We start from the raw sequence: 19,809 nt of genomic DNA, 5'->3' as shown, positions 1-19,809 counted from the left end.
GTCGGGGCGGGGCCGCACTCATGAAACGGGTGGTGGTCGTGGGTAGTGGTAGCAGGCGGACCGACAGCGGACCGGCCAAGGCCGGTGGTGCCGCCGATCTGGTGCGGGCGCGGACGCAGTTGCTCGAGGGTGGGCTGCCGCGCAATCCACGGCTGGACGCGGCATCGCTGCGGCAGGCGCTGGTGGACCTGTACGAGCTGTGGCTCACCGGCAAGGGCGCCGAGCTGGGCATCACCGCCGACAGCGGCCTGGCCGTGGTGGCCGTCGGTGGGCTCGGGCGCAAGGAGATGCTGCCGTACTCCGACCTGGATCTGGTGCTGTTGCACGACGAGGTCGATCCCGCGCGGGTCGCCGAGGTCGCCGATCAGCTCTGGTATCCGTTGTGGGACGCCCACATCAAGCTCGACCACAGCGTCCGCACCGTGCCGCAGGCGCTGCGGGTGGCCGGTGACGACCTGATCGCCGCGCTCGGCATGCTCGAAGCCCGCCACATCGTCGGCGATGTGGAGCTGAGCAATCTGCTGATCGGCGGGGTCCGCCGGGAGTGGCGCAACGGGATCCGGCATCGGTTCGACGACCTGGTCGCCCAGGCCGAGGCCCGCTGGCAGCGCTGCGGCGAGATCGCCCACCGGGCCGAGCCCGACCTGAAGAACGGCCGCGGCGGACTGCGCGACATCCAGCTGCTCGACGCACTCGCCGTCGCACACCTGACCGACGCCATGCCGGGGCTCGGTCCGGAGGTGCCCGGCGGCGGACTGCGGCAGGCGCACCGCCGGTTGCTCGACGTCCGTACCGAGCTGCACCGGGTCGCCGGCCGCGGCCGCGACCAGTTGCGGGCGCAGGACGCCGACGAGATCGGCGCGGCGCTGCGCATCGGCGACCGCTTCGATCTGGCTCGCACACTGAGTGATTCGGCCCGGACGGTGAGCTACTCCGTCGAGGTCGGATTGCGCACGGCCGCCAACGCGCTGCCGCGGCGCGGGCTGGCCAGGCTGCGCCGCATGCCGGTGCGTCGACCACTCGATGAGGGGGTGGTCGAGCACGCGGGCGAGGTGGTGCTGGCCAGGGACGCGCGGCCGCAGCGCGATCCCGGGCTGATCCTGCGGGTGGCGGCGGCGTCGGCGCAGACCGGGCTGCCGATGTCGGCCACCACACTCAACCGGCTCTCCGAGGACGCGCCGGAACTGCGGGAGCCGTGGCCCAAGGACGCGCTCAACGACCTGCTGGTGCTGCTGGGCGCGGGCCGGGGCGTGATCGCGGCGATCGAGGCGCTGGACCGGACCGGGTTGTGGGGCAGACTGCTGCCGGAGTGGGGCGCGGTGCGCGATCTGCCGCCCCGCGATGTCCTGCACACCTGGACGGTCGATCGCCACCTGATGGAAACCGTCGCCTACGCGAGCGCGCTGAGTACCCGGGTGGCCCGGCCCGATCTGCTCGCACTGGGCGCGCTGCTGCACGACATCGGCAAGGGCAGGCAGGGCGATCACAGCGTGGTCGGGGCGGAGCTGGCGACGCAGATCGGGCGCAGGCTCGGACTGTGGCCCTCCGACGTGCGGACGTTGAGTGCGATCGTGCGCCACCACCTGCTGCTGCCGGACACCGCGACCCGGCGCGATCTGGACGATCCGCAGACCGTGCGGCACGTCGTGGAGGCGCTCGACGGCGATCCGCAACTGCTGGAGCTGCTGCACACGCTGGCCGAGGCCGATTCGCTGGCCACCGGACCGGGGGTGTGGGGCGAGTGGAAGGCTTCGCTGATCGGGGATCTGGTCCGCCGCTGCCGGGCGGTGATGGCCGGTGACGCGCTGCCGACGCCCGCCCCGATCGCGCCGGAGTTGCTCGCCAAGGCCGCGGCGGGCGGTGTGCACGTCGAGTTGGCGCCGGGGGAGGGCAAGTTCAGCCACGTCGTCACCGTCATCGCGCCGGACGCGCCCGGTCTGCTCTCCGATGCCGCGGGTGTGCTCGCCCTGCACTCGCTGCGGGTGCTGTCGGCGTCGCTGGGCGTGCACGGCGACTCGGCCGTCGACACCTTCGTCGTCACACCGAAATTCGGCGATCCGCCCGACCCGGGCCTGCTGCGCCAGGAACTGATCCGGGCCATCGCCGGCGACCTCGATCTGCCCGCGGTGCTCGCCGAGCGGGAGCGGGCCGCGGTCGGTGCCGGTCGCGGTCCCTATGCCCAGGCGCAGCCGCGGCTGTTGTGGACGCCCACCGGCACGCCGGGGCAGGTGATCCTGGAACTGCGCGCCGAGGACCGGATCGGTCTGCTGAGCAGGCTCGCCGCCGCGTTCGCCGACTGCGGGGCCAATGTCCGCTGGGCCAAGATCGTCACCATGGGCGCGGCCGTCGTCGACGCCTTCTGCCTGGAGCTGGGCGGTCCGGACGAGCAGGCCCAGCGTGCCGCGCTCACCGACGCGGTGCTGCGGGTGGTGCCGCAGCCCGCCCCGAAGCCGCCGGAGGAGACCCCGGCCTAGCGTGTCGCCGCCGGGCCGCGACCGGAATGTTGCAGATCATTTGCTGGAACGCCTCCTCGGTTCCCGCGCGGCCCCTACGATCATCAAGGTCCGGCTGTCGCGAGCACGAGGGGAGCAGGTCGATGGCGATTCAGGTGGTTGCGGCATCGATGATGACCAGCGACGAGACGTCCCATATGGCGCGGTGCGTCGGCGGCGACCTGTGGGTGGTCTCCTGGCTGCCCGGGCGCACGCTCACCGGCAGGCAGGCGGTCACCGCGATGACGATCGCCACCGCCGTCGCCACCCGGGACATGACCGGCCCCACCGAATGGGCCGGCCTCGACGAGCTCGCGCTCGAACTCGGCCTCACCGGACGCCAGGCCGTCCATCTGGTGCGACTGGAGAATCACGACTATCGCGGTACCGGTGATCCGGCGCGCATCGTGGCCGAATAGCCGCTGCTCGGCGCACCGCGTGCGCGCAGGCCCGGGTGACCCCATTACGCTGGGAGATAATTGACGTCACTCGAGATCAGGAGCGCGATCGGTGTTCGAATCCCTGTCCGACCGGCTTACCGGTGCCCTGAAGGATCTGCGCGGTAAGGGGCGTCTGTCACCGGCCGACATCGACGCCACGTGCCGGGAGATCCGGTTGGCCCTGCTCGAGGCCGACGTCGCGCTGCCCGTGGTGCGCGGTTTCATCGCCAGGATCAAGGAGCGCGCCAAGGGCGCGGAGGTCTCCGCGGCGCTGAATCCCGCCCAGCAGGTCGTCAAGATCGTCAACGAGGAACTCGTCGGCATCCTCGGCGGCGAGACCCGCAGGCTCAACCTGGCCAAGACCCCGCCGACGGTGATCATGCTCGCCGGTCTGCAGGGCGCCGGTAAGACGACGCTGGCGGGCAAGCTCGCGAAATACCTGAAGGGGCAGGGACATCAGCCCTTGCTGGTGGCCTGCGACCTGCAGCGCCCCGGCGCCGTCACCCAGCTCCAGGTGGTCGGCGAGCGCGCGGGCGTGCCCGTCTTCGCCCCGCACCCGGGCACCTCGGTGGGCGGCGGGGAGAACCCGCTGGGCATCACCGCGGCCGATCCGGTCGAGGTCGCGCGCGGCGGCGTCGCCGAGGCCCGCAACAAGCAGTACGACATCGTCATCGTCGACACCGCGGGCCGCCTCGGCATCGACGAGGAGCTGATGCGCCAGGCCGCGAGCATTCGCGACGCCGTCCAGCCGGACGAGACGCTGTTCGTGCTCGACGCCATGATCGGTCAGGACGCGGTGACCACCGCCGAAGCCTTCCGCGACGGCGTCGGCTTCACCGGCGTGGTGCTCACCAAGCTCGACGGCGACGCCCGCGGCGGTGCGGCGCTGTCGGTGCGCAACGTCACCGGCGCGCCGATCATGTTCGCCTCCACCGGTGAGAAGCTCGAGGACTTCGACGTCTTCCACCCGGACCGGATGGCCAGCCGCATCCTGGGCATGGGTGATGTGCTCACCCTCATCGAGCAGGCCGAACAGGTCTACGACGCGCAGCAGGCCGAGGAGGCCGCGCGCAAGATCGGCAGCGGCGAACTCACGCTGGAGGACTTCCTCGAGCAGATGCTCGCCATCCGCAAGATGGGCCCGATCGGCAATCTGCTGGGCATGCTGCCGGGCGCGGGTCAGATGAAGGACGTGCTCGCCCAGGTCGACGACAAGCAGCTCGACCGGGTGCAGGCGATCATCCGTGGCATGACCCCCGCCGAGCGGGCCAACCCCAAGATCATCAACGCCTCCCGGCGCCTGCGCATCGCCAACGGCTCCGGTGTCACGGTCTCGGAGGTCAACCAGCTGGTCGATCGGTTCTTCGAGGCCAAGAAGATGATGGCGATGATGGGCCGCCAGATGGGCATGCCCGGCTCGCGCCGCAACGCCAAGAAGGGCAAGAAGGGCAAGAAGGGCGGTCGCGGTCCCACCCCGCCGAAGGTGCGCGGCGGATTCCCGGGCATGCCCGCCGGAATGCCGGGGATGCCCGCCGGGATGCCCGATATCTCCAACATGCCCGCGGGTCTCAACGAGCTGCCGCCGGGGCTGGAGAACTTCGATCTGTCGAAGCTGAAGTTCCCGAAGAAGTAGGCGCCCGGCCCGACTCGCGGCGCCCGAGCGCCACCCGCAGGCGGCGCGGACGGGACAGAATGGGACTCGCGAGCCTCGCCGCGGCACCGCGGCGGCGCACCGAGTGAGGGAGGTCCCGCCGTGCATCTTCGTGGAGTCGTTCTGCCCGACGACGAGGTTCGTGACCTGTGGGTACACGACGGCCTGGTCTCGTTCGAGCCGATGCGGGATGCCGAAACCCTCTGTGACAGCGGCTGGATCGTGCCGGGCCTGGTCGACGCGCACTGCCACGTCGGCATTCGCTACGGCGGTGGCGACGAGGACCACGACGGCGCCATCGCCCAGGCCGAGATCGAACGCGACGCCGGTGCGCTGCTGCTGCGCGACGCGGGCTCGCCCATCGATACGCGCTTCATCGACGACCACGACGACCTGCCCCGCATCATCCGCGCGGGCAGGCACATCGCGCGGCCCAAACGCTACATCCGCGAGCTGGGGATCGAGCTCGACGACGAACGGGACCTGCCGCAGATCGTGGCCGAGCAGGCCCGCCGCGGCGACGGCTGGGTCAAGATCGTCGGCGACTGGATCGACCGCGCCGTCGGCGATCTGCGCCCGCTGTGGAGTGATGCCGTCCTGGTCGAGGCGATCGAGGCCGCGCACGCCGAGGGCGCCCGGGTGACCGCGCACGTCTTCGGCGAGGACGCGCTGCCCGGGTTGATCAACGCCGGTATCGACTGTCTCGAGCACGGCACCGGCCTCACCGACGACACCATCGCGATGATGGTCGAGCACGGCACCGCCCTGGTGCCCACCCTGATCAACATCGACACCTTCCCCGAGATCGCCGACAGCGCGGGCCGCTTCCCCGTCTACGCCGCACACATGCGCGACCTGCACCGTCGCGTGCGCGACACCATCGGCAACGCCCACGACGCCGGCGTGCCGATCTACGCGGGCACCGACGCGGGCGGCTCGATCCGGCACGGCCGCATCGCCGACGAGATCGCCGCGCTCGGCAAGGCCGGGCTGTCGGCGCACGAGGCGCTCGGCGCGGCGTCCTGGGCGGCCCGCGACTGGCTCGGCAGGCCGGGCATCGCGCACGGGGCGCCCGCCGATTTCGTCGTCTACCGCGACGATCCGCGCGAGCATCCCGATGTGCTCACCGAGCCCGCCTGGGTGGTGCTGCGCGGGCGGGTGGTCAAGTCCGCCGATCCCGTCACCGGACACCGGTGACCGGCGCGTCGACGAGGTTCCGGCGGGCCGGGCGTCGACGGTCCGCCTTTCCCCGCGTGGGGTAGCACCGGTCCGAGGAGGAGGTCGCTGTGCGCGATCTGGTCGTCACCGAGAACATCACCGTCGACGGGGTGATCGAGGCCACCGAGGGATGGTTCATCGTCGGCAACGACGCCCTCGCGGAGCAGGCCGACATCAACGCCGAGTTGATGGCCGCCTGACCACGGACCGATTTCGAGCCGGGCTGGCCCGTCTGGCACAATGGACCACCGTCCTGGACAGGACAGTGTCAGCCCGTCTCCGGTTACGTACCGCGCGGCGGTCACGCACTCCAAGCGCAAAACCGGGCTCGCAGACCGTGCGGGTCGCTGAATTGCGCGGTGACCATCCTGGTCGTCGCCCTCGTGGCGGTGGCCGCCTACCCGAAAGAGGCAGATCAGCATGGCTGTTCGCATCAAGCTCACCCGCCTGGGCAAGATCCGCAACCCGCAGTACCGCGTCGTCGTCGCCGACGCCCGCACCCGCCGTGACGGCCGGGCGATCGAGTCCATCGGCAAGTACCACCCGAAGGAAGAGCCTTCGCTGATCGAGATCGACTCCGAGCGCGTCCAGTACTGGCTGAGCGTCGGCGCGCAGCCGACCGAGCCGGTGCAGCGCCTGCTGGAGATCACCGGTGACTGGCAGAAGTTCAAGGGCCTGCCCGGCGCCGAGGGCACCCTGAAGGTGAAGGCCGCCAAGCCGTCCAAGCTGGACCTGTTCAACGCCGCGCTGGCCGCCGCCGAGAACGAGCCCGTCGCCGAGGCCGTCACCCCGAAGAAGAAGGCCAAGAAGGACGACGCCGCCGCCGAGTCGACCGAGGCCGAGGCCGCCGAGTAATGAGCGCCGTCGTCGCCGATGCCGTCGAGCACCTCGTGCGCGGCATCGTCGCCAATCCCGATGACGTCCGCGTCGAGCTGATCACCGGCCGTCGCGGACGCACCGTCGAGGTGCACGTGCACCCCGACGACCTGGGCAAGGTGATCGGTCGCGGTGGTCGCACCGCGACCGCGCTGCGCACCCTGGTCGCGGGCATCGGCGGCCGGGGCATCCGGGTCGACGTGGTCGACACCGACCAGTAGCCGGAGACGCCGCCGATGGAACTCGTCGTGGGACGGGTCGCCAAATCGCACGGGGTGCGCGGAGAACTCGTCGTCGAGGTCCGCACCGACGACCCCGACGCGCGCTTCGCCGAGGGCACCGTCCTGCGCGGGCGGCTGCCGCGCTCGACCGAGGTGCGGGAATTCACCGTGGAGTCGGCCCGGGAACACTCGGGCCGGCTTCTGGTGTCCCTGGCCGGGGTCGACGACCGGTCCGCCGCCGACGCGCTGCGCGGCACGTTGTTCGTCGTCGACAGCGCCGAACTGCCGCCCTCGGACGATCCGGACGAGTTCTACGATCACGAACTCGAGGGCCTGAGTGTGCGCGACACGGCCGGTGCCGTGCTCGGTACCGTCACCGAGGTGCTGCATTCGGCCGCCGGTGAACTGCTCTCGGTGCGAGCCGCCGAGGACGGGCGGGAGATCCTGATCCCGTTCGTCACCGCCATCGTGCCGACCGTCTCGGTCGCCGAGGGGTACGTCGTGATCGATCCGCCCGAGGGCCTGCTCGATCCGGAATGACACGGGCCGCATGAAACTCGACGTCGTCACCATCTTCCCCGAATATCTGGAGCCGTTGCGCACGGCGCTGCTGGGCAAGGCCATCGACAAGGGACTGATCTCCGTCGACGTGCACGACCTGCGCCGCTGGACGCACGACGTGCACAAGTCCGTCGACGACGCCCCCTACGGCGGCGGACCCGGCATGGTCATGAAGCCGACCGTGTGGGGCGACGCGCTCGACGCGGTGTGCCCCGACGACGCGCTGCTCGTCGTCCCCACCCCGGCCGGCGTGCCTTTCACCCAGGCCACCGCGCAGCGCTGGGCCGCCGAACGTCACCTGGTGTTCGCGTGCGGTCGCTACGAGGGCATCGACCAGCGTGTCTTCGACGACGCCGCCCGGCGGGTGCGCGTCGAGGAGGTCAGCATCGGCGACTACGTGCTGATCGGCGGCGAGGCGGCGGTGCTGGTGATGGTCGAGGCGGTCGTCCGGCTGCTGCCCGGGGTGCTCGGGAATCAGCAGTCCCACGAACAGGATTCGTTCTCCGACGGCCTGCTCGAGGGGCCCAGCTACACCCGCCCGGTGAGCTGGCGCGGCCTCGAGGTGCCGCCGATCCTGCTCTCCGGTGACCACGCCAAGGTCGCGGCGTGGCGGCGCGAGCAGTCGCTGGCCCGCACCAGGGAACGCCGTCCCGACCTGTTGCCGCCGGAGTCGTCGTCGGGCTGACCGACCTCACTCGGCCGGAACCACCGCCACGGTGCCGTCCGCACCCGGCACCAGGAGTCCCCACGGCGCCATGGTGGGGTTGTCGCGGCGGGCGAGTGCCATCGTCAGCGTCGGTTGTTCGTCGCCCACACTGGGCCCCGGACCGGCGACCAGCGTGCGCGTACCGTCGCCCATGTCGTAGGCGACCAGCGAGACCGCGTTGTCCCCGAGCCGTTTCCGCATGGTGGCGAGCAGGACGTTACTGCTCACCGCGGCGGTGAGCGGAAGGACTTCTTCCCGCTCGTCGAGCAGCGCCGTCCACCGCACCCGGCCGTCGGCCTCCTCCAGCCGCATGGCGGTGTTCTCCGCCAGCGTCGTGCTGTCCATGACCAGCGACACCCCGTCCGGACGGGGGAGCCGGTACCGCGAGCCGGGGGCGGCGGGCCTGCGAGCGAGTGATTCGCCGGTGGTGATGTCGAGGACGTCGGTCTCCCCGCTGCTCAGTTTCACCGCCAGGGTGTTGCGCGACTCGACGGCGACGTGGTCGCCACCGGTGAGCTGCCGCTGCCAGCGCACCGCCCCGTCGCGCGGATCCAGCGCTGCGACCCACTGGTCGGCACCCTTGCCGTCGGGGCCGGTCGCCGTGTGGCAACGGATCAGCACCACGTCGCGGATCCACACCGGAACGAGCGCGTCCTCGGTGGGCGGGCAACCGAAGGAGGCGAGGGACACCGACCAGGCCTGGGTGCCGGTGCGGGCGTCGGCGAAGGTCACCGTTCCGTCGGCGGTGTCGCCCTGGGTCCACTCCTCGGCCGCCGTGCTCCACAGTTGCTCGCCGGTTTCGGTCGAGTACGCGACCAGTCCCGGGGTGCCCTCCCAGCCCACGAGCAGCACCGGCTGGAACAACACCGGCCGCACCCGGTCGGTGTCGGGCCGGGCGCCGTCCTTGCGCAGGGTCCACTGTCGGGTGCCGTCGGGGGCGAAACCGACGACCGCGTCCTCGGTCACGGTGTAGAGGCCGGTCTCGGTCACCCCGATTTCGCGGTGGGCGCCGACCTCGAGGGTGCGGATGGCCGCCAGATCCAGGACCGGCGCGTCCGGCGGTCCGCCCGGCCCCTGCGCGTCCGGCGCGCCGAGACCGCACGCGGCCATGGTGAGCGCCAGTGCGACACCGACGACGACCCGCGCCAGTACGCGCACGCTGATGTTCCCACCCATGATCGAACTCCCCCTCCTGGAATCGGACGGGGTCGATCATCGCACGCGCGGCCGCACCGCGGAATGTGTGGCCCGACGGCTGTGGACGACGGCAGCGCTGTGGATTACGGCAGCAAACCCAGCCGACGGGCGGTGACCACGGCCTCGTGCCTCGAATGCGCGTCCAGCTTGGTCATGGCGTTGCGCAGGTAACTCTTCACCGTCTCGGGACCGAGGGAAAGTCGCTGCGCCACTTCCTGATTCGTGCATCCGAGCGCCACCTCGGAGAGCACGTCGAGCTCCCGCCGGGAGAGCTTGGGTGCGGTGGGAGAGGTCTCGCCGGTGAGCATCCTGGTCAGCCGGGCGCACACGCCGTGCAGCCGCTCCCGGGTGCGCTCGTCGCGCACCGTGCCCGCCAACCCGCGCAGTTCGGCGTTGATCTCGCGCAGTTCCTCGGTCAGCTCCGGTCCGGCCTCGCGGGCCGGGCTGGCCACCTCGAGCAACCGCAGCCGCCGGTCGACCTCGTCGCGGATGGCGATCTCGGTGGCCAGGCGCCTGCTCGCCCGCACGATCAGATCGGCCGTGCGGTCCCCGACCGGCCCGCCGCGGGTGGCCGCGTAGAGCACCGCCCGCGACCGGTCGCCGACCACCACCGGCACCGCCGCGACCGAGCGGATGCCCTCGCCGGAGACCGGCTCGTCGTAGTGGTGGGTGATCGTGGAGGCGTTGCGGTAGTCCGCGACCGAGGCGGGCCTGCGCAGGTCCATCACCCGGCCGCCGAGTCCCGAACTGCGCAGTACCGGCAGCCCGCGCAAGCCGTTGGTCTTGGTGCCGAAGAACTCCGAGAGCAGCAGGGTGTCCTCGTGGACTTCGCCGCCGAACACCACCGGTACACCCGTCTCTCGGGCGATCCAGCGGATCTCGGCGCGCAGCGCGTCACCGTCGCGCGGGCGCAGCAGGGAGGTGCCTGTCAAGGGTTTCACCCCTTTTCGGGGGTAGTCGTCAACGTGATCCGACCCACATTCTATTCGACACCGGGGAGCTGGATCACCGAGGAGGAGAGAGCACGATGACGATCGACGTGGACGCACGGGTGCGTGAGTTCCTGGACACCTACGACGGACCCGACGCCTGCGCCGCGGAACTGCTGTGCGACCGGCACCCCGCGGACGCGGTCGCCTTCACGGTGATCGAGTCGGATCTGTCCTCGACCGACCTCACCTACGGTGAGCTGCGCGAGCGATCCGCACGGTTCGCCGCGGCGCTCGCCGGTCTCGGCGTCGGCCCGGGTGATCGGGTCGCCACGCTGATGGCCAAGTCCGCGGACCTGGTGGTCGCGCTGCTGGGCATCTGGCGGCGCGGCGCGGTGCACGTGCCGCTGTTCACCGCCTTCGCCCCGCCCGCGATCGCGCTGCGGCTGGACGCGAGCCGCACGGTGGCGGTGATCGCCGACGCCGATCAGGCCGCCAAGCTGCTGCCGGGTGAGGACATCCCGGCCGAGGTCCCGTGGCGGCTGATCGTCGCCGGTCAGGTCCCCGAGTCGCTGGCCGTGCGCGAGCCGCTGCGCTTCGCCGAGCTGCTGGAGTCCTACGACGCCGACGACCCGCGTGGCGCGGCCGTCGCGGTCGGCGGTGACGGGCTGCTGGTGCAGCTGTTCACCAGTGGTACCACCGGCACGCCGAAGGGCGTCCCGATTCCGGTGCGCGCGCTGGCCTCGTTCCACGCCTACCAGGAGTTCGCCCTCGACGTGCGCCCGGACGACGTGTTCTGGAACGCCGCCGACCCGGGCTGGGCCTACGGCCTCTACTACGCGATCCTGGCGCCGCTGGCCGCCGGCACCCGCAGCCTGCTGCTGCACGCCGGGTTCTCGCCCGCGCTGACCTGGCAGGTGCTGGAGAAGTTCGGCGTCACCAACTTCGCCGCCGCCCCCACCGTGTACCGGGCGCTGCGCTCCGACGACGGGCCCGCGCCCGCCGGTATCTCGCTGCGCCGGGCGTCCTCGGCGGGCGAGCCGCTCACCCCGGAGGTGGTGGCCTGGTCCGCGCGCACCCTCGGTGTGCCGGTGCGCGACCACTACGGGCAGACCGAGCACGGCATGGTCATCTGCAACGCCTGGCACGACCAGCTGAACGCGGCCGCGCCGCTGGGCTCGATGGGCCGCCAGCTGCCGGGCTGGACCTGCGCGGTGCTCTCCGACACCGCCGACGTCGAGGCCGCCCCCGGCGAGCTGGGCAGGCTGGCCATCGACACCACCCGCAGCCCGCTGATGTGGTTCCTCGGCTACCTCGACGCCCCCGAGCGCACCGCGCAACGCTTCACCGCCGACGGCCGCTGGTACCTGACCGGTGACGCCGGCTCCCGCGACGCCGACGGCTTCTTCACCTTCTCGGCCCGCGACGACGACGTCATCATCATGGCCGGATACCGCATCGGCCCGTTCGAGGTCGAGAGCGTGCTGGTCATGCACGACGACGTCGCCGAGGCCGCCGTGGTCGGCCTGCCCGACGAACTGCGCGGCGAGGTGCTCGAGGCGTTCGTGGTGCTGCGCTCCGGTGTCGACGGCAGCGCGGAGCTCGCCGCGGAGCTGCAGCAGTTGGTGAAGCAGAAGTTCGCGGCGCACGCCTACCCGCGCCGCGTGCATTTCGTGGACAGTCTGCCCAAGACGCCCAGTGGCAAGGTGCAGCGTTTCGTGCTGCGCGAACAGGAGGCCAAGCGATGACGACGGCGACAACGACGACGGCGACGAGAGCACTGCCGAGTTACGACTCCGGCCCGTCTCCCACCCCGCTGCTCGGCGACACGATCGGCGCGAACCTCGACCGCACCGCGGCCGCGCATCCGGATCGGGAAGCGCTGGTGGACATTCCGTCGGGCCGCCGCTGGACCTACCGCGAACTCGTCGCGGCGGTCGACGCGCTGGCCGCGGGCCTGGACGCGCGCGGTATCCGCAAGGGTGACCGCGTCGGCATCTGGGCGCCGAACTGTGCCGAGTGGTTCCTCACCCAGTACGCGACCGCGAAGATCGGCGCGATCCTGGTCAACATCAATCCGGCCTATCGCACCAGCGAACTGGCCTATGTGCTGCGTCAGGCGGGCGTGCGCATGCTGATCGCGGCGCGCGAGTTCAAGACCTCCGACTACGTCGCCATGATCGACGAGGTGCGCGGGGAGTGTCCGGGGCTCGAGCAGGTGCTCATCCTCGGCGACGACCAGTGGCAGCAGGTGACGAGCACCACGCCCGACCCGGTCCGGTTGGCCGAGCTCGGCGCCGAGCTCACCATGGACGATCCGATCAACATCCAATACACCTCGGGCACAACGGGTTTCCCCAAGGGTGCCACGCTCAGCCACCACAACATCCTCAACAACGGCTTCTTCGTCGGCGAGCTGTGCGGCTACACCGAGCAGGACCGCATCTGCGTGCCGGTGCCCTTCTACCACTGCTTCGGCATGGTCATGGGCAATCTCGCGGCCACCAGCCACGGCGCGGCGATCGTGATCCCGGCGCCGTCGTTCGATCCGGCCGCCACCCTGGCCGCCGTCGCCGCCGAGAAGTGCACCTCGCTCTACGGGGTGCCGACGATGTTCATCGCCGTGCTCGCCGAACTCGACACCGAGCTGGAGAAGTCCGGCGCCGCACCGGATCTGAGCACCCTGCGCACCGGCATCATGGCAGGCTCACCGTGCCCGGTGGAGGTGATGAAGCGGGTCATCGACCGGCTCGGCATGAGCGAGGTCTGCATCTGCTACGGCATGACCGAGACCAGCCCGGTCTCCACCCAGACCCGCCGCGACGACGACATCGACCGCAGGACCGCCACCGTCGGCCGGGTCGGCCCGCACCTCGAGGTCAAGATCGTCGACCCGGCGACCGGCCGCACCGTGCCGCGCGGCGAGCCCGGCGAGCTGTGCACCCGCGGCTACTCGGTGATGCTCGGCTACTGGGACGAGCCCGAGAAGACCGCCGAGGCCATCGATGCCGCCCGCTGGATGCACACCGGCGACATCGGCGTGATGGACGAGGACGGCTATGTCGCGGTGACCGGCCGCATCAAGGACATGGTGATCCGCGGCGGGGAGAACATCTACCCGCGCGAGATCGAGGAATTCCTCTACACCCATCCCGACATCCTCGACGCCCAGGTCATCGGCGTGCCCGACGAACGCTACGGCGAGGAGCTGATGGCCTGGATCCGGATGCGCGCGGGCGCCGAACCGTTGGACGCGGCGGCCGTGCGGCAGTTCTGCACCGGCAAACTCGCGCACTTCAAGATCCCGCGGTACGTGCACGTCGTCGAGGAGTTCCCGATGACGGTCACCGGCAAGGTGCGCAAGGCCGAGATGCGCGAGCTGGCCCGCGAAATGCTGCAGTCCGGCACGTGATCGGCACGCACACAGCCGGGCGCGCCGGGTGCGTCGGCGGATCCCACGGGATTCGTTCCGGCGCCCCGGCGCGTCGCCGTATCCGGCGCACGCACCGGGAAACGCCGCGGAGAGGCGGAGCAGCCGCCGTCGGTGGGAGCCGCTAGTGTTGCCGCTCGTGACGACAGCGCCCGAGATCGCCAGTTCAGAGACGAACAGCACCGATACGACCGCCGCACCGGTGGGCACGCTCGCGGGTCCGGCGGGCGTCGGCAGCCGCATCGCCGAGGAACTCGGGGTGCGGGAGAGCCAGGTCCGCGCCGCGGTCGAACTGCTCGACGCGGGCTCGACCGTGCCCTTCATCGCCCGGTACCGCAAGGAGGTGACCGGCGGCCTCGACGACGCGCAGCTGCGCACGCTGGAGGAACGCCTGCACTACCTGCGCGAGCTGGACGAGCGCCGCGCCGCCATCATCGAATCCATCCGCGCCCAGGGCAAACTCGACGACGAGCTGCACCGCAGCCTGCTGCTGGCCGAGACCAAGGCCCGCCTCGAGGACATCTACCTGCCCTACAAGCCCAAGCGGCGCACCAAGGCCCAGATCGCGCGCGAGGCCGGGCACGAGCCGGTGGCCGACGCCCTGCTGGCCGACCCCACCACCGATCCCGCGCAGTACACCGCCGAGCAGCTCGACGGCGCCCGCGCGATCCTGGTCGAGCGGTTCGCCGAAGACGCCGACCTGGTCGGTGAGTTGCGCGAGATGATGTGGAATCGCGGGCAGCTCACCTCCACCGTGCGGCCCGGCAAGGAGGAGGCGGGGGCGAAGTTCGCCGACTACTTCGAGTTCAGCGAGGCGTTCAGCTCGCTGCCCTCACACCGGGTGCTCGCGCTGTTCCGCGGGGAGAAGGAGGAGGTGCTCAGCCTCCAGCTCGAGCCCGACACCGAGGAACTCGCGCCGGGGGAACGCAGCGTCTACGAGGGCCGCATCGCCGCGAAGTTCGGCATCGCCGATCGCGGACGCCCCGCCGACAGCTGGCTGCTCGACACCGTGCGGTGGGCGTGGCGGACCAAGTTGCAGGTGAGCCTGGGCATCGACACCAGGATGCGGCTGCGGCAGGCGGCGGAGAAGGACGCCGTCGACGTCTTCGCGGCGAACCTGCGCGATCTGCTGCTGGCCGCCCCCGCGGGCACCCGCACCACGATGGGCCTTGACCCCGGCTACCGCACCGGTGTCAAGGTGGCCGTCGTCGACGCGACCGGCAAGGTGGTCGCGACCGAGGTGATCTACCCGCACAAGCCGCAGGGCCAGACCGAGAAGTCGCTGGCCGTGCTCGGCGCGCTGGTGGCCCGCTTCGGTGTCGAACTGATCGCGATCGGCAACGGGACGGCTTCGCGCGAGACCGACGCGCTGGTGGCCGAGCTGATCTCCCGCATCGGTCCCACATCGGACAAGAAGCCGACCAAGGTGGTCGTCTCCGAGGCCGGCGCCTCGGTGTACTCCGCCTCCGCCTACGCCTCCCAGGAACTGCCGGAACTGGACGTCTCGCTGCGCGGCGCGGTCTCGATCGCACGTCGGTTGCAGGACCCGCTGGCCGAGCTGGTGAAGATCGACCCCAAGTCGATCGGCGTCGGCCAGTATCAGCACGATGTCTCCGAGACGCTGCTGGCCCGCTCGTTGGGCGCGGTGGTCGAGGACGCGGTGAACGCGGTCGGCGTCGACGTCAACACCGCGTCGGTGCCGCTGCTGTCGCGGGTGTCGGGCATAGGCTCGGCCGTCGCGGAGAGCATCGTCGCCCATCGGGACCAGAACGGGCCGTTCCGTTCCCGTACCGCCCTGCTCGACGTGCCCCGGCTCGGGCCGAAGGCATTCGAACAGTGCGCGGGCTTCCTGCGCATCCGCGGCGGCGACGATCCGCTGGACACCTCGGCGGTGCACCCGGAGGCCTACCCGGTGGTGCGGCGCATTCTCGAGGCCACCGGCCGCCGCGTCGACGAGCTGATCGGCAACACCGGCGTGCTCCGGTCGTTGCGGCCCGCCGAGTTCACCGACGAGAAGTTCGGCGTGCCCACCGTCACCGACATCATCGGCGAACTGGAGAAACCCGGCCGCGACCCGCGCCCGGAGTTCAAGACCGCGGAATTCGCCGCCGGGGTGGAGAAGGTCGCCGACCTGAAGCCGGGCATGGTGCTCGAGGGCGTGGTGACCAACGTCGCGGCGTTCGGCGCGTTCGTCGACGTCGGCGTCCACCAGGACGGGCTGGTGCACGTCTCGGCCATGTCGCACTCCTTCGTCAAGGACCCGCGCGAGGTCGTCAAGTCCGGTGACGTGGTGAAGGTGAAGGTGCTCGAGGTCGACGTCGCCCGTCAGCGCATCGGCCTGTCGCTGCGGCTGGACGACGAGCCGGGCGCCGCCAAGGGCGAGCGCGGCGGCCAGCGCGAGGGCGGGCGCCGCGGCGGTTCCGGTGGTGCCGGCGGCGGACAACGGCAGAATGGACAGGGGCGGCAGCAGAGTCGCAACCAGGGCAGGCGCAATGCCCCCGCACCCAGCGGGTCGATGGCCGACGCCCTGCGCCGCGCCGGATTCGGCAAGTAGCAGCCGGCCCGGCGGCGCACCGGAGAAGCGGGGAGGTACCGGCGGTCATGCGACGGTGGCTCGAACAGGACGTGATCGCGCACGGCCGCCTGCCGCTGCTCTGCTTCCTCTTCGGCTTCATCCTCGGCTTCCTGTTCATCCGGCTCAGCGTCCGGATGATCCGGGCCGATGTGCGGTGGTGGCCGGGCAACCTGCGCGCCGGTGACGTGCACATCCACCACATGGTGTTCGGGGTGGTGCTCGTCCTCGGGTCCGGGCTGGGCATGGTCGCGGTGATCGAGGACGCCGACACCCCGGTCGCCGCGGCGCTGGCCGCGGCGTTCGGCGTCGGCAGCGCCCTGGTGCTCGACGAGTTCGCGCTGATCTACTACCTGCGCGACGTCTATTGGGAGGAGCAGGGCCGCACCTCGGTCGACGCGGTCTTCGTCGCGCTGGCCGTGACCGGTCTGTTGCTGCTCGGCTTCCATCCGCTGTCGCTGCTGGAGATCAACGACTTCCGCACCTCGCTCGGCACTGTCGGGCACCTGGTGGCGGCGGGTTTCGCGCTGGCGAATCTGGCCATGGCCGCCGTCGTGATCGCCAAGGGCAAGATCTGGACCGGCCTGTTCGGCATGTTCTTCCCGCCGCTGCTGTTCGTCGGCGCGCTGCGGCTGAGCAGGCCGGGCGCGCCCTGGGCACGCTGGCGTTACGCCAACCGCCGCCGATTGATGGCGCGCGCCATCGTGCGCGAGCGCCGCTACCGCAGGCCGGTGATCCGGGCGAAGATCTTCGTGCAGGATCTGGTGGCGGGCAAACCCGACGTCGAGCACGCCCGCACCGCCGCCGAGGCCGAGCTCAGCCGCACCGTGGTGCCCGCGCCACCCGCGCCGCACCGGCACCACGGCGCGCCCGCACCGGACCGGCCCGAACCGGCGGAGGCGCCCCGCTGACCCCGGCCGATTTCGTCGCGGCCCGGCCCGTCTGGCACAATGCTCAGGTTGCCCTGGGTGCTTTCTCGACCCCGGGAGCATCCCTTAATTCGGAGCATGAACCGGTCGAGCACACCCGTGCCGCCAGGGTCCTCTGTTCGCGCGAACTCCAGAAGGATGGAAATGAACACCCTTGACTTCGTCGACGAAAAGTCGCTGCGCAGCGATGTCCCGGACTTCCGGCCCGGCGACACCCTGAATGTGCACGTGAAGGTCATCGAAGGCTCGAAGGAGCGCATCCAGGTCTTCAAGGGCGTCGTGATCCGTCGCCAGGGCGGTGGCATCCGCGAGACCTTCACCGTGCGCAAGGTGTCGTTCGGTGTCGGCGTGGAGCGCACCTTCCCGGTGCACAGCCCCAACATCGATCACATCGACGTCGTGACCCGCGGTGACGTCCGCCGGGCGAAGCTGTACTACCTGCGCGACCTGCGCGGTAAGGCGGCCAAGATCAAGGAGAAGCGCTGAGCGCTGCCCTTGACCGGGACAACTGATCGTCGACTGGCCCGGCACCGGACGTGAGTCATGGTGCCGGGCTAGTCTGTTCGGCGTGGCAGACGAAAGTGGGTCGGTGCGGGTGTCCGAATCGGACGACGAGGGGGCGGGCCGCCGCGGGCGGCGCAGGGGTAATCGGAAGACCAAACAGCAGCGGCCGTTCTGGCAGGAACTGCCGATCCTGATCGGCATCGCCGCCATCATCGCCGCGCTCGTGGTCACCTTCATCGGTAGGCCGTATGTGATCCCCTCCCAGTCGATGGAGGAGACGCTGCAGATCGGCGACCGCATCTACGTCCAGAAGATCAGCTACTACGCCGGGGACCCGCAGCCCGGTGACGTCGTCGTCTTCGTCGGTCCGCCCTCCTGGAACACCCGCTACCAGTCGATCCGCTCGGACAACCCGGTGGTGCGCGGCGTCCAGAACTTCCTCTCCTTCTTCGGGCTCGTCCCGCCCGACGAGAACGACCTGGTCAAGCGCGTCATCGCGGTCGGCGGGCAGACCGTGCAGTGCTGCGACGCCCAGGGCCGGGTGATGGTCGACGGCAAGGCCCTCGACGAACCGTATGTCCAGAACGACTACCGCTGGCTGACCGGCCAGCAGAACGCGAGCTACCCGGCCGGGCGGGTGTTCGGGCCGATCAAGGTGCCCGAGGGCCATCTGTGGGTGATGGGGGACAACCGCAACCAGTCCGCGGATTCCCGCGCGCACGTCGGTGACGAGCTCCAGGGCACCGTGCCGATCGAGAACGTGCGCGGCAAGGCCGTGTTCAAGATCTGGCCGCCGACCCGGCTCGGCCCCATCCGCGCCGAGGACCCGCAGGGCAACTGAGGGGCACGGGCGGATAATTCGCACGGTAGGGATGCACGCAGTGGGGCAGGCAAGCCGGAGTGGAGCGATGACGGCACGCACGGGGTGGCCGCCGCGCATGGTGATGCGCAAGGCGGGTGGGTTGCGCACGCTGGAGGCGGCGCTGATCCGCGGCGGGCTCGGACCCGTCGCGGGCGTGGACGAGGCGGGCCGCGGTCCCTGTGCGGGCCCGCTGGTGGTGGCGGCCTGCCTGCTGGCGCCCAAGGCCTACGACCGGCTCGCCGGGCTCGACGACTCCAAGAAACTCACCGAGGCCGCCCGTGAGGAGCTGTACCCGGTGATCACGCGGCTCGCGCTGGCCTGGGAGGTGGTGGTCATCCCGGCCTGGGAGATCGACGCCATCGGCATCCACGTCGCCAATATCGAGGGCATGCGCCGTGCGGTCGCGGGCCTGCGACAGCGGCCGGGCTACGTCCTCACCGACGGGTTCCGGGTGCCCGGCCTCGCGGCGCCCTCCCTGCCGGTCATCGGCGGGGACGCCGCGGCGGCCTGCATCGCCGCCGCGAGCATCCTCGCGAAGGTCACCAGGGACCGGATCATGGTCGAGCTGGACAGCCGCCACCCGGGCTACGGTTTCGCCGCCCACAAGGGCTACAACACCCCCGAACACACCGCGGCGTTGCAGCGGCTCGGCCCGTGCAGCGAACACCGCCGGTCCTGGCGGAATGTGCGCGAGCGGCTGGGGCTGCGCCCGCTCGATCCCACCGTCGAATACGCCGAGACGGTGCTCGCCGACGGCGTGGCGGACAGCCGGGTGGCTGCCGACGCGGCGCATGCGGGATGATGTCGGAATACGACGCACTGCGCCGAGAAGGAGGACGTCCCACCCGATGAGTGCCGAGGACCTCGAGAAGTACGAAACCGAGATGGAGCTCTCGCTGTATCGCGAGTACAAGGACATCGTCGGTCAGTTCTCGTACGTGGTGGAGACCGAGCGTCGCTTCTACCTGGCCAATTCCGTCGAGCTGCGCCCGCAGAACGCCGACGGCGAGGTGTACTTCGAGGTGCGCATGAGCGACGCCTGGGTCTGGGACATGTACCGGCCCGCGCGCTTCGTCAAGCACGTGCGGGTCATCACCTTCAAGGACGTCAACATCGAGGAGCTGGAGAAGCCGGACCTGCGCCTGCCCGAGTGACGCGGCCGCGTTGTCCTCAGCCGTCCGGTGATCCCCAGGGCGGCTGAAAGCCCAGGTCGCCGCGTCG

At 70.8% G+C, this 19,809-nt stretch carries 19 protein-coding genes; 17 read left to right on the top strand and 2 right to left on the bottom strand.

Annotation, left to right across the window (positions count from 1 at the left end; all coding sequences use genetic code 11):
- The first annotated feature begins 20 nt into the window (after nucleotides 1–20).
- The 9 genes from CRM89_RS14330 to trmD all read left to right on the top strand — a co-directional run bounded on the left by CRM89_RS14330 (nucleotide 21) and on the right by trmD (nucleotide 8,144).
- On the top strand, nucleotides 21–2,474 hold the full coding sequence (locus CRM89_RS14330) for a [protein-PII] uridylyltransferase (RefSeq protein ID WP_098084375.1): 2,454 nt from the start codon (nucleotides 21–23) through the stop codon (nucleotides 2,472–2,474).
- A 122-nt stretch (nucleotides 2,475–2,596) separates the two neighbouring features.
- Nucleotides 2,597–2,911, top strand: a complete 315-nt coding sequence (locus CRM89_RS14325) for a hypothetical protein (RefSeq protein ID WP_060594834.1) — start codon at nucleotides 2,597–2,599, stop codon at nucleotides 2,909–2,911.
- 91 nt (nucleotides 2,912–3,002) lie between these two features.
- On the top strand, nucleotides 3,003–4,565 hold the full coding sequence (gene ffh, locus CRM89_RS14320; protein ID WP_011210694.1) for a signal recognition particle protein: 1,563 nt from the start codon (nucleotides 3,003–3,005) through the stop codon (nucleotides 4,563–4,565).
- A 120-nt stretch (nucleotides 4,566–4,685) separates the two neighbouring features.
- A complete protein-coding gene (locus tag CRM89_RS14315; RefSeq protein WP_086844048.1) occupies nucleotides 4,686–5,780 on the top strand; it encodes an amidohydrolase family protein in 1,095 nt (364 codons plus the stop codon).
- An 89-nt stretch (nucleotides 5,781–5,869) separates the two neighbouring features.
- On the top strand, nucleotides 5,870–6,001 hold the full coding sequence (locus CRM89_RS32015) for a hypothetical protein (protein WP_256385936.1): 132 nt from the start codon (nucleotides 5,870–5,872) through the stop codon (nucleotides 5,999–6,001).
- A gap of 220 nt (nucleotides 6,002–6,221) precedes the next feature.
- Nucleotides 6,222–6,656 (top strand): 30S ribosomal protein S16, encoded by a 435-nt coding sequence (rpsP, locus tag CRM89_RS14305; protein WP_011210691.1) that lies wholly within the window; start codon nucleotides 6,222–6,224, stop codon nucleotides 6,654–6,656.
- Nucleotides 6,656–6,898 carry an RNA-binding protein gene (locus CRM89_RS14300; protein WP_011210690.1) on the top strand — a complete coding sequence of 81 codons (243 nt, stop codon included), beginning with the start codon at nucleotides 6,656–6,658 and terminating at the stop codon, nucleotides 6,896–6,898. Before rpsP ends, CRM89_RS14300 begins: the two co-directional genes overlap by 1 nt.
- A gap of 15 nt (nucleotides 6,899–6,913) precedes the next feature.
- Entirely contained in the window at nucleotides 6,914–7,438 is a 525-nt protein-coding gene (gene rimM, locus CRM89_RS14295; protein WP_098084372.1) for a ribosome maturation factor RimM, read from the top strand.
- 10 nt (nucleotides 7,439–7,448) lie between these two features.
- Entirely contained in the window at nucleotides 7,449–8,144 is a 696-nt protein-coding gene (gene trmD, locus CRM89_RS14290; RefSeq protein WP_060594837.1) for a tRNA (guanosine(37)-N1)-methyltransferase TrmD, read from the top strand.
- Between the two features lie 6 nt (nucleotides 8,145–8,150).
- On the opposite strand, the gene CRM89_RS14285 is transcribed toward trmD, so the two are convergent.
- Both CRM89_RS14285 and CRM89_RS14280 read right to left on the bottom strand, forming a co-directional pair.
- Nucleotides 8,151–9,341, bottom strand: coding sequence for a PQQ-binding-like beta-propeller repeat protein (locus CRM89_RS14285; RefSeq protein WP_098084370.1), 1,191 nt, complete (start codon nucleotides 9,339–9,341; stop codon nucleotides 8,151–8,153).
- A 104-nt stretch (nucleotides 9,342–9,445) separates the two neighbouring features.
- Entirely contained in the window at nucleotides 9,446–10,294 is an 849-nt protein-coding gene (locus tag CRM89_RS14280) for a LuxR C-terminal-related transcriptional regulator (RefSeq protein ID WP_050768311.1), read from the bottom strand.
- Between the two features lie 95 nt (nucleotides 10,295–10,389).
- Here CRM89_RS14280 and CRM89_RS14275 point away from each other — a divergent pair, with 95 nt between their 5' ends.
- From CRM89_RS14275 to CRM89_RS14240, 8 genes are all read left to right on the top strand, one after another.
- Nucleotides 10,390–12,039, top strand: a complete 1,650-nt coding sequence (locus CRM89_RS14275) for an AMP-binding protein (RefSeq protein WP_060594839.1) — start codon at nucleotides 10,390–10,392, stop codon at nucleotides 12,037–12,039.
- Nucleotides 12,036–13,703 carry an AMP-binding protein gene (locus tag CRM89_RS14270; protein ID WP_098084367.1) on the top strand — a complete coding sequence of 556 codons (1,668 nt, stop codon included), beginning with the start codon at nucleotides 12,036–12,038 and terminating at the stop codon, nucleotides 13,701–13,703. Before CRM89_RS14275 ends, CRM89_RS14270 begins: the two co-directional genes overlap by 4 nt.
- Before the next feature lie 220 nt (nucleotides 13,704–13,923).
- Nucleotides 13,924–16,275 carry a Tex family protein gene (locus CRM89_RS14265; protein WP_098084364.1) on the top strand — a complete coding sequence of 784 codons (2,352 nt, stop codon included), beginning with the start codon at nucleotides 13,924–13,926 and terminating at the stop codon, nucleotides 16,273–16,275.
- A 47-nt stretch (nucleotides 16,276–16,322) separates the two neighbouring features.
- Nucleotides 16,323–17,204 carry a hypothetical protein gene (locus CRM89_RS14260; protein WP_011210682.1) on the top strand — a complete coding sequence of 294 codons (882 nt, stop codon included), beginning with the start codon at nucleotides 16,323–16,325 and terminating at the stop codon, nucleotides 17,202–17,204.
- A 162-nt stretch (nucleotides 17,205–17,366) separates the two neighbouring features.
- The gene (rplS, locus tag CRM89_RS14255; protein ID WP_011210681.1) at nucleotides 17,367–17,708 is read left to right on the top strand and encodes a 50S ribosomal protein L19; all 342 of its coding nucleotides are present in this window, start codon (nucleotides 17,367–17,369) and stop codon (nucleotides 17,706–17,708) included.
- Between the two features lie 82 nt (nucleotides 17,709–17,790).
- The gene (gene lepB / locus CRM89_RS14250; RefSeq protein ID WP_011210680.1) at nucleotides 17,791–18,567 is read left to right on the top strand and encodes a signal peptidase I; all 777 of its coding nucleotides are present in this window, start codon (nucleotides 17,791–17,793) and stop codon (nucleotides 18,565–18,567) included.
- 67 nt (nucleotides 18,568–18,634) lie between these two features.
- Complete coding sequence (locus CRM89_RS14245; protein WP_011210679.1) at nucleotides 18,635–19,390, top strand: ribonuclease HII; 756 nt, start codon at nucleotides 18,635–18,637, stop codon at nucleotides 19,388–19,390.
- Nucleotides 19,391–19,436: 46 nt separating this feature from the next.
- Nucleotides 19,437–19,742 (top strand): DUF2469 domain-containing protein, encoded by a 306-nt coding sequence (locus CRM89_RS14240; RefSeq protein WP_011210678.1) that lies wholly within the window; start codon nucleotides 19,437–19,439, stop codon nucleotides 19,740–19,742.
- The last annotated feature ends 67 nt before the right edge of the window (nucleotides 19,743–19,809 follow it).

This window comes from Nocardia sp. FDAARGOS_372 (assembly GCF_002554515.1).
Taxonomy (GTDB): Bacteria; Actinomycetota; Actinomycetes; order Mycobacteriales; family Mycobacteriaceae; genus Nocardia; species Nocardia farcinica.
Note: the sequence above shows the minus strand (reverse complement) of the source record. Positions and strands in the feature narration are given on the sequence as shown.